This window comes from Duganella caerulea (assembly GCF_040362985.1).
Lineage (GTDB): Bacteria > Pseudomonadota > Gammaproteobacteria > Burkholderiales > Burkholderiaceae_D > Rugamonas > Rugamonas vulcania.
On sequence record NZ_BPWJ01000009.1, the window covers coordinates 290,705 to 306,790 of the forward strand.

Consider the following 16,086-nt stretch of genomic DNA (forward strand, 5'->3'; position numbering starts at 1 on the left):
TGACGCCCTCCGGAACAAGCCGTCAGCCGGGACATATAACTGAATGAGGAGTCGGGATGCGTCGAATCTGCTTGTGCCTGATATTGTCCTGTGGCGCGTTTTCCCCATCGGCCAATGCGGTTGATGTGTTGCCAGCTCATTTGGTCGGCACGTGGGGCACGGGAGCCTCGCTGTACGACGGCGTGGATGAGCAAACTGAAATCTACCTTCTCCCGGACGGTTTTGGGATGGCCGCCGGCTCCACGGAGCCGGCCCGCCGTGCCGATGTCCTCGATGGTGGAAAGCCTGGCGCGCGCGCGATCATCGGTTTTCCAGTGCGCGCGGTCCTGGAAGGCGAGACTTTATCGGTTCGCGTTTTGTTACCCAAGAACCAGCCGGCAATGAAAGACGATAATGTTGGTCTTTCATGCCGCTATGAGCGGACAGGCGAGAAATTAACATGCACCGGCCCGGACGGCGTTCCAATGGCCATGACCCGGCGCAGCGCCTCCGTTTCGGACGAAGTTGTGCGGACCATCGATCAGGTTCGGAAGCTGCAGTATTAACCCATCAACGAAACGAAGAGAATTAAATATGTCATTCACGAAGCGCGCTTCGCTTTTTATCTTTGCCGCACTGCTGCTCGGGTGTTCACGTTCGCCCCAGCCACCGCAGGAGGTGCCGGCGTCGAAGCCCGCGGCAAGCAAGCAAGCGGCATCTAAAGAGATCACCGAGAACCAGGCGCTGGATCTGCTGTTGGCCGCGCTGAAACGGCGCAAGGTGGCCGACCTGGATTGTCTTGAATTTATGGCGGAAACCGATGACCCCGCAGTGTCGAAGGCGGAGCAGTGGGAGTTCGCGGCGCGTGAAATTCACGACAAAAGATGCGGTGGAGACCCCGGCGTATCGCCGGTGCGTGATCGCTATCAGGTCAGCTCGGCGGGCAAGGTCAAGGTCTATGACGCGGCAGAAGGTGAATTCAAAAAATTGTAATGCCGGGTGAACGAGATGATCAGCCCGTGGCGCGAATGACGGTAGGTCAACGAGCCAACCGGGCGCCGCCATCGGGCCGAACAGCTCGTCTCCAGACTCAGTCCCGTTCCGGCACCGGAACGTTAAAGCCGTTCAGCGTCACCGATACCAGCGCATACAGGCCGACCAGGTAGATCAGCTCACTGGCGCCGTGCTGGCCGAAGGTGTCGACGGCCAGCCGGTACAAGGGTTCCGGCAGCGTGCCGCCCCGGCTCAGCGCATAGGCCGTGTCGTAGGCGATGCTTTCTTCCTTGTTCAAATCCCCCGGCTTGACATCGGCCACCAGCGTGGACAGCCGCTCGGCGGTCATGCCTTCGCGCTCGGCGACCGCGATGTGGGCGTAGATCTCGTACGCCGCGTTGTAGCTGGCGCCGACCGTCAGGATGGCGATCTGCCGCACGTTTTCGGGCAGCTTGGTGTTGGCTGTCATGGCCAGCGTCAGGTCCCAGATCGCCTTGCCGATGCCCGGCTCGTGCAGCCACGGGTTCCATGGTCCCATCAGCGCGCCGTCTTCGCGCACCGAAATGAAATCGTTGAAGTTACTGTTGATGCCCTTGCGCATATTGTCGTACAGGGCTTTTTGTTCGGAGGTGAGGTCTTTCGGGGCAATCAGGGGCAGGCGCATGGCGGTTCCTTCGTGGTTGAACTGTCAACCCTCAGCATAGGCGCGCGGCGCCGCGAACTCTGTACGCCATCACACCCAGCGCACGGTTGAAAATGCGCGGCCTCAGCAATAATAGTAAAATCACGTTGTTTGTGAAATGACAACTATTCCACCGTAGAAGGCCTAGCGATGCGCGATGAAGTCAAATCCATAGTGGCGGCATTCGCCGATGGCCAGCACAATCGTCTCCTGCGTCTTCAATTTCCCAACCAGGATGCGCCTGGCCAGTTCCTTGTCAATCAGCTTGACGCGATAGAAGGGCTGTCGCGCCCCTTTGAGTACAAGGTCGAGCTCCTTTCGGAGTCCGCCCATGTCGAGCTCAAGGACATGCAGGGCAAGCTGCTCTCGGTGCATCTGGTACTTGGCGACGGCACTATCCGCTACTTCACCGGACACGTCTTCAGCTTCGGGTTGACCAAGGTCGACGGTGGCATCGCCTACTACGAAGCCACGCTGGGACCCTGGTTCCGATTCCTGAGCCTGCGCAAGGATAACTATCTCTTTCATCAAGCGACGTTGTACGAGCAAACCGCGAGCGTGTTTGCGGATTACGACGGCCTTTGCGACTGGGATTGGCGCGTCGCCGGCGCTCAGAAAAGAATGAACGATGCCTGCCAGTTCGACGAGACCGACAGCAATTATTTGCAGCGGCGCTGGAACGCGGCGGGGCTGGTTTATTGGTTCGAACATAGTGCGGACGGCCACAAGATGGTGCTGACCGACGACACGACAAGTGCCGCGCCGATAGAGGGCGGGGAAGAGGTGCCGTTTCAACGCCACGGTGGCGCGCTGGAGGAGGACGGGATCGGCGAGTGGTCACCTACGCGCCACCTGGTGCAAGGAGCCGTGGCCGTGGCCAGTTATGACTTCAAGAGTGGCAAGCCTATTGTCAGCGCGATGCCGACGGTGAACCGGCAGGGCAATGTGCCGGTCATCGAATCCTACGAATACACCGGCGCCCTCGGCTTTGCCGACCATGCCACCGGCGAAGCGTTGGCCCGCTTGCGCCTGGAGGAAATGGAAGCGGTGGGAAAACTGTTTTATGGCGCAGGCAATAACCGCCGCCTGGCGCCGGGACGCTGGTTCCGCCTGACAGGGCATTTCGATGGCGCGCCAAACGGAGGCAGTGGGGACAGCGATGAGTTTCTGGTCGTCGAAGTGCGGCATCGCGCGTCGAACAATTACCAGGTGAACGCGCAGCAGCCGTCGGAGTATCAGAACCAGGTGACGTGCTTGCGCAAGATCATTCCCTGGCGGCCTGGCCGCACACGCAACTGCGAAGAGACCAAGATCTACGGACTGCAGACTGCCACGATCACCGGCCCGGCCGGCGAAGAGATCCATACCGATGAATTTGGCCGCGTGCGGGTTCAGTTTCACTGGGACCGGGTGGGTGTCCGCGACGAGAACAGCTCCACCTGGATTCGCGTTGCAACGCCATGGGCAGGCTCGAACTTCGGCATGACGTCGATCCCGCGCGTCGGGACCGAGGTGATCGTGTCCTTTTTTGGCGGCGATCCGGATCGCCCCATCATTATTGGCATGGTCCCCAACGTCGATACCATGCCGGCGTGGGAGCTGCCTGCCAATAAGACCCAAAGCGGCATGATGTCCAGGTCCAGCCCAGGGGGCGGCGCACAGAACGCGAACGCCTTGCGCTTCGAGGACAAGAAGGGGGCCGAGCAAGTCTGGCTCAAGGCCGAGCGCGATTTTGATTCGAATGTCGGCAACGACCAGACACTCACGGTGGGCAACAACCGCAGCAAAGTCGTGGCGCAGGACGAGGATGCCTTCGTCGGGAACAACCATAGCCGCCGCATCAAGAACAGCCTGATGGAGACGGTCAAGGTCGACGCCTTGCAGCAGATCGGCGGCGAAAAGAACACCCTGGTCGGCAAGCATTATAAGGTGGAGGCCGGCGAGTCCTTCGAGATCACGTGCGGGCAGGCCAAGTTCTATATGGATAAAAGCGGCAACGTCGCCATCACGGGCAAGAGCATCAACATCACCTCCGACGGGCCGGTCCAGGTTAACGGCAAGACGATCGACCTGAACTCCAGCGGCGGCGCGGCGGCCGTCACGCCCAGCCCGAAAGGTGGCGGGGCCATCATCGCCGATGTCGACGCCCAGTTTCCAAGCAACCCCACATGACAGAAACAATGAACTATCAAATTCAGGAAGGCGTCTTCGTGGTGCCTGCACAGGCCCAGGACCGCAGCGTCAACATGCTCGTGCTCAACCATGGACCCGGCGGGCTGACGCTGGTGGTCACGCGCGATCTCATGCAGGAGGGCGAGCTGCTCGACGGCATGCTGCGCCGCCAGCTGCGCACGCTTGGTACCCAGGTCAAGCAATTGAAGCACCAGGAACCGGTGGCCCTGCAGGTGGGACCGGCGGCGCTGCCCGCGTTACAGGTAGCGGTCACCTTCAAGCAAAACAACGCTAGCGTACATCAGCTGCAGACCATGGTCGCGCTGCGGGACAAGGCGGTGCTGGTGTTCACCATCACCTGCGCGGCGCCGCTGACGGCGGAGCAAGCCGCCTATGCGCAGCAAATGCTTGATAGTTTCACTCCCGTCCAGCAGGACTGACTCCCATGTGTCCGGCAGCAGCCCGTCTTGGCGATCCGATAGCCCATACCTCGACCATGGGCCTGCTCGCCAAGATGGGCGGCTCGCTGCTGATCGGGGCCCTGGTGGGCGCTGCGCTGACGGCGCTGGTCGCCGCCGCGGTTGTGGCAACCGTCGCGACTGGCGGTCTGGGCCTGGGCGCGGTGCTGGCGATCGGCTTTGGCGTCAGCATGGCAATGGAGGCAAGCGGACTAAATGGGTTTATAGACAACCAGGTCAACCGGGCTGTCGATAAATTCATTCCGCCTTCCATCGAGGGCAAGATCGTCAGCGGATCGCCGAACGTCAAGTTCAATTCGCAGCCTGCGGCGCGGGCCGCCGCGCCTGGCGAACTCGATACCATTGCATGCGGCAAGCATTCGTCGGGACCGGCGCCCATGCTGGCACAGGGTTCCGATAACGTCTTCATCAACGACCAGCCGGCGGCCCGCAAGGGCGACATGACGACCTGCGGCGGCACCATCGCAGAAGGCTCCGAAAATGTTTTCGTCGGCGGTGGCACGCTGACCGTGCGTGAAATCCACGACGAGCGGCCTTGGTGGATCACGGCGCTCGGCGTGGCCATCGGTGTCGCGTTGACGCTGTGCGGCCGTGGGAAGATGAATCTGTCGGCGCTGAAATCTGCATTGCCTTGCCTGCTGCTTAATTTCGGCGCCTCGTTTGCGGGCAGCATGGTCGGCGGGCTGATCCGCACCACGATAGGCAATCCGGTCAATGTCATCACGGGCGGGAAGGTGCTGAACGATCCGCCTGATTTTTCGCTGGCGGGGCCGCTCGCATTGAGCTGGGAGCGTTTCTACAGCAGCCACGACTGCCGCGAGGACGGCCTGCTTGGCCGTGGATGGAGTGTGCCGTTCGAGGTGGCGTTGGACGTTGTGCGGGATAGCGCCGGCGCGCTGACGGCCGTGGGTTTCACCGATGCCCAGGGCCGGACCATGACGTTCCCCGCTGTGCTGCCCGGCGAGAGCCATTACAGCACTGCCGAAGGGTATTACCTGATTTGTACGGAACTGGGGCAATATCTGATCGAAAGTATCGACGGGTTGTATTTCGATTTTGGCGTTCCCGATCCAGGGTTTGGCGGCACGCTTAAACTGCAGCGTATCGAGGACCGCAACGGCAACTGGAACGCATTGCGTTATGACGCCACCGGCAAGCTGCGCCAGCTGAACGACAGCTGCGGCCGTACGCTCGCACTACATTATTCATCGGCCCACCCGCTGCGGGTCGAACGCATCGAACTGGTTCGGGGTATCGATGGCGAACCGGCGGAAACCCTTGTGTACTATCGCTACGATCCTCAGGGGCAGTTGGCCGAGGTCGCCGGCCTCGATCGACAAGTCACGCGCTGGTTCGCTTACCAGCAAGGCTTGATGACTGAACACCGCCGGGCTGGTGGCCTGCGCTGCCACTATGCGTGGAGCGGTAGCGGCCCCGATGCGCGCGTGATCCGTCACTGGACCGACGACGGCGAAGCCTATGATTTCGAGTATGACTTGCGCCAAGGTGTCACCGTCGTCACGGACCAGATCGGCCGTGTCGAGCGTTGGGGATGGAACCGCGACTGCCAGCCAACTTCCTACACCGACCCCGAGGGGAATATCTGGCGCTACGACTGGGACGAGCGGCGCAGGCTGACGCAGATGATCGATCCGCTGGGCGCGCGGACGCAATGGGAATACGATGAGGCCGGGCGCATGGTCAAGAGCATCAGCGCGCTTGGGCAGATCGAATCGGTGCAATGGCACGATCGCTTGAACCTGCCCATCGTTGAAATCGATGCGGCCGGAAACCGCACCGAATATCACTACGACAAGGTGGGCAATCTGACGGCTGTCACCGATCCGCTCGGCCACGTCACGGAGCAGTTCAACGATGCGCGAGGCCTGCCGCATACGCTGCGCGACGCGCGCGGCGGTGTCAAACATCTGGAGTGGAGTGCGCGGGCGCAGCTGACCGCGCATGTCGACTGCTCGGGAAAGCGCACCGTCTACGAATACGACGCGCGCGGCAATCTGGCCCGGCGCGTGGATGCCTTGGGACAAACCACTGCTTACAGCGCGGACGAGCAAGGACGCATTGTCTCCATCGTTCATCCCGACGGCACACAGGAGAAATTCGAATACGACGCCGCTGGACGGCTAAGCGTCAGCCGGACTGGCGGCGACCGGGTCACGCACTATGAGCGCAATGCGCGGGGCCTGATCACGCGCCGTCGCAATGCTCTGGGCAGAAGTGTCGAGTTCAAGTACGACGCCGCTTTCCGGCTCGTCGAGCTGCTCAACGAGAATGAGGAATCGTACCGCTTCGCCTACGACAAGAACGACCGCGTGATTGCCGAAGTCGGACTGGACGGAGTCACGAAGCGCATTGCCTACGACCAGCGCGGCCTTGCGGTGGCGGTCACGAGCGCCGCTGGCGAGGCCGATGAATTGACTGTGCGGATGGAGCGCGACCTCATGGGGCGCCTCACTTGTCGCCACGCGCGCGGATTCAGTACATCGTTCCGCTATGACCAGCTGGGCCAGCTCGTGCACGCCGCCAGCTTCAACGATTACCGAGGTGTGCGCAAGGTGTTCGATGAATTGGCCTTTGCCTACAGCAAGCGCGGCGAACTGCTCAGCGAAACCGGCCACATGGGAATGCTCGCGCATCGTTACGACGAGCTCGGAAACCGCATCAGCACGGCGCTACCTGATGGACGAGTCATCCAGTCGCTGCACTACGGCTCGGGACATGTCCACCAGATCAACCTGGATGGCGAACTCATTTGCGATCTGGAACGCGACGATTTGCACCGCGAAGTCGGGCGCAGCCAGGGTGCGCTGAACACCGTCTTTAACTACGACAGCGTGGGAAGGCGTACCCGCGCCCAGTCCTTGCGGGACGGGCGCACCATGCTGGCCAAGGAATGGGCGTATGACGCGGCGGGCGAAATGGTCCGGAAAGATCATTCGCTCAATGGGCGGACTTCCTACATGTACGATCCACTGGGAAGGATCAGCTATGCGGGCCAGGACACGCAGCGCGAAATGTTCCAGTGGGATGCCGCGGCCAATCTGGTTGATTCCGTTCAGCCCGGCGGCTATGTGCGGCACAACCGCGTCATGGTGTTCCGGGACCTGCGCTTTGAATACGACGTGCATGGACGGCTTGAATCCAAGCGTGCCAGCGCACACACCGTGCAGCATTTCAGCTACGACGGCGAGCACCGGCTCAGCCAGGTCGAGACGCATCGCCAGGGCGTCACGCAGCAGGTCCGCTTCGATTACGACGCGCTGGGACGGCGCATCCGCAAGCATGACGAGTTCGGCACGACCCTGTTCCTGTGGGATGGGATGAGCTTGCTGCAAGAGCAGCGCGGAGCGCAGGCGGCCGCTTACCTTTATGAGGCGAACAGTTACATACCGGTCGCCAGGATCGATAGCGCGGCTGGGGGCAAGGTTGACGGCAGCGTAAGCCCGCAAGCGTCAACTTATTATTTCCATTGCGATGTTTCGGGCTTGCCGGAGGAGCTGACCGCCGCATCGGGAGAGCTTGCGTGGCGCGCGCAATACAAGGTGTGGGGTAACACGGTTGTCGAAGACTGGACTGCCGAGCGGGACGGCACGCAGGCCCTGCATGAGCAACCGCTGCCGCAGAACCTGCGCTTCCAGGGACAGTACCTAGACCGTGAGAGTGGCCTGCACTACAATACCTTCCGCTATTACGATCCAGATATTGGCCGCTTTATTTCGCCTGATCCGATCGGACTTGCGGGCGGAATGAATCTGTACCAGTATGCGCCCAACCCTGTAGGGTGGAGCGATCCACTCGGCCTGGCGGGACTGCCGGACGTGGTTCGCTACAAGCCGCGGGATGAACTGACCGCTCAGGCGGGTAACCCTAAAACGGCTATTAACCGGGCCTGGGCCCAGGAACAGGCACTCATTAGAGAAACGAATATGGGAACGCGCGACTGGAGTCCATCGGAGCTCGAGACGATTAAGACAACGAAGGCTGGCAGTTTGCCCAGGGTTATGTCTGAGCTGGGTTATACCGGTCACCACATCAATTCGGTCAAAGGAAACGGCACTTTGGGAACCAAGTGGGAAGGCGATCCGCGCAATATCGTTTTCTTGGAAAATCATAGACATCCGAACAGTACCAACAGACCGAATGCTAATAACGAGCATTTCCATTCGAATCAGGGCCATCGTGGCGATACGCAGAACTCCTCGCGTGGCCGCCTAATTGACCGGAAGGCGACAATGCGATGTCGAAGCTAGCGCCTTGAACAGAATATATTCACTGGAGAAATTAGATGTCGCTTGACACCGCCTTGAAGAATTTTGCCGATGCTTTTGCAGCCGGCTCCGAAAATTCCGGAATGCTCGAGTATCGTGCATTCCAGCCAATCGTTGAACCGATTCCGCTTGGACCAGTCCTGCACGAATACTTTGGGAGACTACGCATGACCGCCCCGGTGGTGGGTGGCGAGCTCTTGCTGATGCTAATCACGCTAGATGAGCTTGAGACTTGCCAGCATGGATGGCGTTGGGTGCGCAACAAAGGTGGTCCAGTCACTGAAAGCCCCAAATGGAACAAGCACTGGATCGTCATCGCCGACCGGAATGGCGATGCGATCGTTGTAGACGACAGTACCGCCAGTGGCGTAGTGACTGGTCACATGGGGCCATATAGTGTGAAGATTGCCGATGATCTCGCCAGTTTTTTCCAGGTCATGGCGGAGGCTATGACGCTTGAGGCAAACACCTTCAATTATGAGGTGCTTGACGAAGACTTTAGTCAAATTCCCGAATTTCTCGATGCGGTCAGTGCCATTGCACTGCGCGTACTTGGTCCTGATGGTGAGGCGGGTTTCATGGAATTCTTCTTCGGGTAAGCCCACTGCTTAGGATGCAATAGGCAAGGCTGGCTGCTAACCCCAAGGCAAATGAGCATGAAACCGCTAACGAAAAATGCCAAACCGGGTGATTTGTTTTACATCCCGGCCATGAGTGAAGACGGCAAGCCTGGCTTTGTGATCGGGCGTTATATTGAGCTTATCCCTACGAATGTTGGTCATTTGATCGAGGTATTTGCAAGATTTTATACAGAGCGGCCTCAGTCGATTGATGAGGTTGATAAAAGCCAGCGGCTATTCCGTCCGATCATGTGTTCGCTGCGATTTGCCGAAATCCCCAGATGGAAGATTCTGTTCAGCGATCCGGGTTACGATAGAAGCCAATCGGATTACGACAATATTGCCATCGCATTTGATACAGAACTTTGGATTGGCGGGAAGAGCCGGAGCGCGCTGAAGGTTGAGCTAAGGGAATTTGAGGGCTCGACCTGCTGGCGGATGCATCACATCGTTTTTAGGGTCAATGCACACTTGGCCGGAATCTTTGGCCCTAATGATTGGTATGACTATCACCGCGTACCAAAAGGACAGCGCGTGGACGATCCCCAAGCAAAGGAAAAGGTAATTGCCTTAGCTGATGCGATGGATGCGCAATTTAAAACGTGGGAAGAAGAGGAAAAGGCGCGCAAACCTCGCAAGCGCCCTGCGGCTCAAGTATAAGACTTACCAACAATAGCCCTGTGAGATCCCGCCTCTCTGGGCCATGTCCTTGGGCGATTCCACGATGCGCGAGCCCTGCTGCATACGCTGCGCGACGAGCGCGGCGGTGTCAGGCATCTGGAGGGGAGCGCGCGGGTGCAGCTGACTGCGCATGTCGACTGTTCGGGAAAGCGAACTGGATACGAATACGATGTGCTCGGCAGCTTGGCCCGGTGCGTGGATGCCTTGGGACAAACGGACGGCTAAGCGTCAGCTGGACTGGCGGCGACCGGGCCACGCACTATGAGCGTAATGCGCGGGGACTGACCGGAGAAATTAAATGTCGCTTGACACTGCCTTGAAAAATTTCGCTGATGCTTTTGCAGCCGGCTCTAAACACTTGGGAGCACTGGAATATCATGCGTACCAGCCAATCGTTGAACCGATTCCACTTGGACCAGTCCTGCAGGAATACTTTGGGAGACTAGGCATGACCGACCCGGTGGTGGGGGGGCGGCTCTTGCTGATGCTAATCACGCTTGATGAGCTTGAGGCTTGTCAGCATGGATGGCGGTGGATACGCGACAAACACGGCTCCGTCACAGAAAATCCTGTCTGGAACAAGCACTGGATCGTCATCGCGTACCGCAATGGTGATGCGATTGTAGTCGATAGTAGTACCGCCGGCGGCGTAGTGACTGGCCACATTGGTTCATATAACGTGAAGATTGCCGACGATCTCGCGAGTTTTTTTCAGGTCATGTCCGAGGCTATGACGGTGGAAGCGATCACCTTCAACTACGACGTGCTCGACGACGAACTTAACCCCATTCCCGAATTCCTCGATGCAGTCAGTGCGATTGCACTACGCGTGCTTGGGCCTGATGGTGAGGCGGGTTTCATGGAGTTCTTCTTCGGTTAAACGCGCGGTTTCAGATTGACCGGAAAGCGACAATGCGATGTCGAAGCGGAATGCTGATGACTACCACTTTTCGAAAGTGAACGAGTCTGTGCATCAACGGTTGCGAACAGATCCAGAGTCACCATTAACATGAGGAACCCCAATGGCAGCAACCTATCAAGGATTTATGGCGTTGAGAAACGCTGTCGAGGAATGCCCTGCAGCAGGGCGCATCTTCACGAAGCCCCAAATAGACAGGGCAACGATCATGGGCGCAGAGTTCGTTGTGATTCCGATCTGTGAGGTGGATACGTTTAAGGATGGCTAAACGTTATGGAATATTTCCAATCAATTTCAGATTTGATTGCTGGCTTAGAAAACCTAGAACAGGAAGCATGGATTCATACGGATATTGGGATTTGGTTGTCCAATCCGCTGAAGGCAGATTTTTATTATTTGCCTTGGGACTACATGCAAAGTCTGGATGATGATGAGGTCTTTGTGAATGATGATGGTCTTGAACTGCCACTTGTTTTGAAGGACAAGAATCTGAGGGAATGGATGCTTGTTAGTGTACTTGCTCATATCGCGGATTCTGTTCATCGAAAGGGCGAAGATGTGGGGGAATTCATTGAACAAGTCAACCACTACCGTGAATTTGATACCTTTAAACGCTGAGAAAGGGATGATCCCGGTAGGCCTGATGCTTGCGACAGTCCAGCATGAATGGCGAGGCGGGGTTCATGGATTTCTTCTTCGGGTAAGCCGGCGGCTTATGGTGCGACCGGTCTTGTGAAATACCGGCATCCGGTTCAGGCATGCACCAGCGCGTTGTGCAGCGCTTCGCGGTCGCCGGCCGAGGGCTGGTACAGGTAGTTGAATTTGCCGGACACCATGGTCGCCACCGGCAGGCCGTCCCGGAACAGCAGGCGGTTGCCGGCCAGCGCGGGGACTTTGTCGCCGGGGAGCAGCGTGCCGCACAGGTTGAGCGGGTCGATGCCGGAGACGCACACCAGGCTGCCGTCGTGCTTGCGGCGGCGCGTCTCGCGCAGCAGCGGGATGGCTTCGGGCAGGGCGAACTGTTCGCCCGACAGACCGGCGACGAAGCGGCCGCCGCGTATCTCGCCGCGCGCTTCGAGGCGGTGATAGACCGGTAACAGTTCGCGCCATGATGGCATCCACGAGGGCTCGCGTTCCAGCAGGCGCCAGAACATCACGCCGTAGCGGCGCAGCAGTGTCATGGCGATGTGCTCCAGTGTGTCGGGCGCGGTGCGTGGTGTGCGGGCCGGTGGCGCGGCGCGAGCAGCTGCGACGCTGGTGCCGGCGTTGGCGGTGCCCTCGGCCGTGGCGCTGCCTCCGGCGCCGGCTTCCGCGATTTCGCTTACGCGTTCGCGCACGGTGACGCCATCGCCGCGACGGACCAGCGCCCAGCGTCCCGCTTCCTCCATTGATGGCGCGGCGCCACGTTGGCGGCGCTTGTCGCTGCTGGAGCGCTTGTTCGTGGGCAGCAGCATGGCGCGCAGGCCGGCGTAGCTGTCTGCGTTGACCAGGCCTGTCGCCACCAGTTCGCCCAGCGTGTTTTCCAGTTCCACCGGCAGCAGGCGCGCTTCGTGCGCCAGTTCGTCGAAGAACATGGCGCCTTCGCTGCGCAACGCGGCCAGCACGCGCGCGGCGCGTGGCGATACTTCGACTTCGGCGGCGACCACCGGCAGCGCGTGCCACAGCGCGAGCTGGCGGCGCGGCAGCAGCACCAGCGGCGTGTTGCGCACCGGGCCTCCGGCGGCGCTGGATGGTGCTCCGATGCGCGTCCAAACCAGTTTGCCGCTGCGGCACAGGTTATCGAGCCAGGATTTGTCGTAGTCGCGCATGCGCAGCGATAGCAGGTCGCTTTCCCACGCGCCGGCGCCGGCTTCATAGCCTTCCAGCTGGGCGAGCAGCAGCGGCAGCGAGTCTTCGCCTTGCAGTTGGGCGTCCGGCGACAGGTGCTGCCAGTCGAACAGGAAGCGCATGAAGTCCTGGCGCTCCACCGGTTCGATCTCGCGCCGCAGGCTTTTGATGGTGTAGCGGTGGATGCGCGCTAGTAGGTGGCGTTCGCACCATTCTTCAGTTTTGGCGCCTGGGGTGAAGCGGCCGCGCATCACGTAGCCTTCGCTTTCCAGCTGCGTGAGGGCGATGGTGGAGGTGCCGGATGTGAGGCCCAATGCGCCGGCAATGGCGTCCACCGTTTGCGGGCCGAAACCGCTCAGCCGCGCGCGCAGGATTTCGATCAGAGCGTTGTCGGCGGTCCAGGCGTCGGCGTTGGCGTTCGCTTCGGTGGGCGGTGCGGCTAGCGGCGGCGTGGCCTGCGCTTGCGGGTAGGCGGCGCGCAGGCCGGCAAGGCGTTCCAGCGGTACCCAGAGGTCGATGCCGCCGGGTGCCGGCGCAGTCGCAGTCGCCGTAGCCGCCGTTGCCGCCGTAGCCGATGCAGCCGCCGTTGCCGACCCAGTCGCTGTCGCTGTCGTCTCGCCGCGCAGGCGTGTGGCGCGGCCGCCGGCGGCCAGCGCGTCCAGCCAGGCGGGCCAGCCTTCATTGGAGGCCGCCTCCGTTTGCGTGATGCAGGCCAGCGACATCAGGGCTTCGTGCATTTCGTCGGCGTTGCGCACGCTCGGCCAGGCTTCCTCGGCCACGCTGGCGATGGCGCCGGCGTCGAGTGCGCCCAGGTCGTCGGTGGACGCTGGATCGGTCCAGCGCCGGTTGATGACGGCTTGCGTGCGGCGTTCCTCAATCGGCGCGTCGTCGAGGAAGAAGTAGGGACGGGCGTTGAGGATCTCCATCGCCAGCGGCGACGGCGCCGGCAGGTCGCGCGCGATCAGCGTCACTTCGCCGGCTTCCATGCGGCGCAGCAGGGCCAGCCAGCCCTCGCTGTCCATGGCTTCGTGCAGGCAGTCGTCCAGCGTCTGGTCGACCAGCGGATGGCTGGGCAGCTCACGCTCGCCGACGATGTTTTCCAGACACGCCGCCTGGTCGGGGAAGACGGAGGCCAGCAGGTCGTCGCTCTTCATGCGCTGCAGTTGCGGCGCGACCTTGCGTCCACCCGAGTAGCGCGGCAGGGCCAGCGCGGTGGTGGCGTTCCAGCGCCACCGCACGTTGAACAGCGGCGCGTCGAGCAGCGCCTGGATCAGTATGTGCTCGGCGGTGGCCGAACGCAGGTAGCGCCACACTTCGTCCAGCGGGAAGCTGTGCGCGGTCGACAGCGACAGCACGATGGCGTCCTCGCTGGCGGCGGCCTGCAGTTCGAAATTGAAGCTGCGGCAGAACCGCTTGCGCAGCGCCAGCCCCCAGGCGCGGTTGATGCGGCTGCCGTACGGCGAGTGCACTACCAGCTGCATCCCGCCCGATTCGTCGAAGAAGCGCTCCATCACCAGTGTGTCGCGGGTGGGCAAGGCGCCCAGCGCGGCGCGCGAGCGAGCCAGGTATTCGACGATCTGGCGCGCGGCGTCGTCGGCCAGGCCTAGGTGCTCGTACAGCCAGTCGATGGCGCGCTCGATGGCGGCGGCGCCGTCCGCGACCGCCGCCAGTTGATGTTCGATCTCGCCGCGCAGGCGCGCCACGCCCATCGACAGTTCGTCGCTGCGGCCCGGTGCCTCGCCCAGCCAGAAGGGCATGTTGGGCGGTGCACCGTGCGCATCCTCCACGCGCACCTTGCCCGCTTCGACGCGCTGGATGCGGTAGGAGGTATTCCCGAGCTGGAAAACGTCGCCGGCCAGGCTTTCGACGGCGAAGTCTTCGTGCACCGTGCCCACTATCTGGCTCTGCGGCTCCAGCACCACCGTGTAGTCGGCGTTGTCCGGGATGGTGCCGCCGGAGGTGACGGCGGTCAGCTTGCCGCCGCGCCGTCCGCGTAGGGCGCCGGCCACCGTGTCGCGGTGCAGGTAGGCGCCGCGCACGCCGTTGCGGCCCGAGTAGCCCTCGGACAGCATGCGGATCACGGCGTCGTAGTTGGCGCGCTCCAGCTGCGCGTAGGGCGCGGCGCGGCGCACCATGTCGAACAGCTCGTCCTCGCTCCATTCGCGGCTGGACACTTCGGCGACGATCTGCTGCGCCAGCACGTCCAGCGGAGCGTTGGGGATGTGCAGCATGTCCAGCTCATCGCGGCGTACGCAGTCCAGCAGGGCGGCGCATTCGATCAGGTCATCGCGCGAGGTCGGGAACAGTCGGCCCTTGGGCAGGCCGCCAACCTGGTGGCCGGAGCGGCCCACGCGCTGCAACAGCGCGGCGATGCTTCGTGGTGAAGACATCTGGCACACCAGGTCGACGTCGCCGATGTCGATGCCCAGCTCCAGCGAGGCGGTGGCGATCAGCACGCGCAGATCGCCGCGCTTGAGGCGCTGCTCGGCGTCGAGCCGGTATTCCTTGGCCAGGCTGCCGTGATGGGCCGCCACCAGCTCCGCGCCCAGCCGTTCGCCCAGGTGGCGCGCCATGCGCTCGGCCATGCGGCGCGTGTTGACGAACACCAGCGTGGTCTTGTGCTGCACCGAGAGTTCGGCCAGGCGGTCGTACACGCGCTCCCAGACCTCGTTGGCCATGATCGCTTCCAGCGGCACGGGCGGCAGTTCCAGGCCCAGGTCGCGCGCCCGCACGTGGCCGACGTCGACCACCGCGCAGTCGCCGCCGGCGCCGACCAGGAAGCTCGCCACCGCCGATATCGGTTTCTGCGTGGCCGACAGGCCCACCCGCACCGGCGGTTGCGCGCACAACGCGTCGAGCCGCTCCAGGCTCAGGGCCAGGTGGCTGCCTCGCTTGGTGCCGGCCACCGCGTGGATCTCGTCCACGATGACCGTGCGCACGGTCGACAGCATGGCGCGGCCGCTGTCGGAACCCAGCAGCACGTACAGCGATTCCGGCGTCGATACAAGGATGTGCGGTGCGCGCCGGCGCATGGCGTTGCGTTCGGCCTGGGTGGTGTCGCCGGTGCGTACCGCGCTGCGGATGCCGTGGTCGGGCAATCCCATCGCGGCCAGTTCGCGGCCGATGCCTTCCAGCGGCGCCAGGAGGTTGAGGCGGATGTCGTTGGACAGCGCCTTCAATGGCGATACGTACAACACCCGCAACTCGTCGGGCAGCGGGGCGCCGGCGCTTTCGGCCACCAGCGCGTCGATGGCGGCCAGGAAGGCGGTCAGCGTCTTGCCCGAGCCGGTGGGGGCGGCGATCAGCGTCGGCCGGCCGGCCCGGATCAAGGGCCAGGAGCGCCGCTGCGCCTCCGTCGCCCCGGCGAAGGTCGAGCGAAACCACGCCGCCACGGCGGGGTGGAAGTCTTGCCACAGGTCGGCGGCGGCGGGCGGTTTGCGCATGCCGA

General features: G+C 61.8%; 12 protein-coding genes. 10 read left to right on the forward strand and 2 right to left on the reverse strand.

The genetic code is table 11. The features are described 5' to 3' along the window. The first annotated feature begins 56 nt into the window (after nt 1-56). Together ACUJB0_RS25485 and ACUJB0_RS25490 are read left to right on the forward strand one after the other, a co-directional pair. Entirely contained in the window at nt 57-545 is a 489-nt protein-coding gene (locus tag ACUJB0_RS25485) for a hypothetical protein (protein WP_444847671.1), read from the forward strand. 28 nt (nt 546-573) lie between these two features. After that, nucleotides 574-972 carry a hypothetical protein gene (locus tag ACUJB0_RS25490; protein WP_444847672.1) on the forward strand — a complete coding sequence of 133 codons (399 nt, stop codon included), beginning with the start codon at nt 574-576 and terminating at the stop codon, nt 970-972. Nucleotides 973-1,069: 97 nt separating this feature from the next. Here ACUJB0_RS25490 and ACUJB0_RS25495 read toward each other — a convergent pair whose 3' ends face one another. After that, entirely contained in the window at nt 1,070-1,636 is a 567-nt protein-coding gene (locus ACUJB0_RS25495; protein ID WP_117010004.1) for a carboxymuconolactone decarboxylase family protein, read from the reverse strand. Between the two features lie 168 nt (nt 1,637-1,804). On the opposite strand from ACUJB0_RS25495, the gene ACUJB0_RS25500 reads away from it, so the two are divergent. The 8 genes from ACUJB0_RS25500 to ACUJB0_RS25535 all read left to right on the forward strand — a co-directional run bounded on the left by ACUJB0_RS25500 (nt 1,805) and on the right by ACUJB0_RS25535 (nt 11,429). Continuing rightward, nucleotides 1,805-3,826 carry a type VI secretion system Vgr family protein gene (locus ACUJB0_RS25500; protein WP_444847673.1) on the forward strand — a complete coding sequence of 674 codons (2,022 nt, stop codon included), beginning with the start codon at nt 1,805-1,807 and terminating at the stop codon, nt 3,824-3,826. 8 nt (nt 3,827-3,834) lie between these two features. After that, the gene (locus tag ACUJB0_RS25505; RefSeq protein WP_444847674.1) at nt 3,835-4,266 is read left to right on the forward strand and encodes a DcrB-related protein; all 432 of its coding nucleotides are present in this window, start codon (nt 3,835-3,837) and stop codon (nt 4,264-4,266) included. Between the two features lie 5 nt (nt 4,267-4,271). Then, nucleotides 4,272-8,573: an RHS repeat-associated core domain-containing protein gene (locus ACUJB0_RS25510; RefSeq protein ID WP_444847675.1), complete on the forward strand. Its 4,302-nt coding sequence runs from the start codon at nt 4,272-4,274 to the stop codon at nt 8,571-8,573. 35 nt (nt 8,574-8,608) lie between these two features. After that, nucleotides 8,609-9,190 carry a hypothetical protein gene (locus tag ACUJB0_RS25515; RefSeq protein WP_444847676.1) on the forward strand — a complete coding sequence of 194 codons (582 nt, stop codon included), beginning with the start codon at nt 8,609-8,611 and terminating at the stop codon, nt 9,188-9,190. Between the two features lie 57 nt (nt 9,191-9,247). After that, the gene (locus tag ACUJB0_RS25520; RefSeq protein ID WP_444847677.1) at nt 9,248-9,871 is read left to right on the forward strand and encodes an Imm26 family immunity protein; all 624 of its coding nucleotides are present in this window, start codon (nt 9,248-9,250) and stop codon (nt 9,869-9,871) included. Between the two features lie 319 nt (nt 9,872-10,190). Beyond that, nucleotides 10,191-10,772 carry a hypothetical protein gene (locus ACUJB0_RS25525; protein ID WP_444847678.1) on the forward strand — a complete coding sequence of 194 codons (582 nt, stop codon included), beginning with the start codon at nt 10,191-10,193 and terminating at the stop codon, nt 10,770-10,772. Between the two features lie 142 nt (nt 10,773-10,914). After that, nucleotides 10,915-11,079 (forward strand): hypothetical protein, encoded by a 165-nt coding sequence (locus tag ACUJB0_RS25530; RefSeq protein WP_444847679.1) that lies wholly within the window; start codon nt 10,915-10,917, stop codon nt 11,077-11,079. A 5-nt stretch (nt 11,080-11,084) separates the two neighbouring features. Continuing rightward, nucleotides 11,085-11,429 carry a hypothetical protein gene (locus tag ACUJB0_RS25535; protein ID WP_444847680.1) on the forward strand — a complete coding sequence of 115 codons (345 nt, stop codon included), beginning with the start codon at nt 11,085-11,087 and terminating at the stop codon, nt 11,427-11,429. A 134-nt stretch (nt 11,430-11,563) separates the two neighbouring features. On the opposite strand, the gene ACUJB0_RS25540 is transcribed toward ACUJB0_RS25535, so the two are convergent. Then, nucleotides 11,564-16,081: an Lhr family helicase gene (locus ACUJB0_RS25540; protein WP_444847681.1), complete on the reverse strand. Its 4,518-nt coding sequence runs from the start codon at nt 16,079-16,081 to the stop codon at nt 11,564-11,566. Nucleotides 16,082-16,086: the final 5 nt, after the last annotated feature.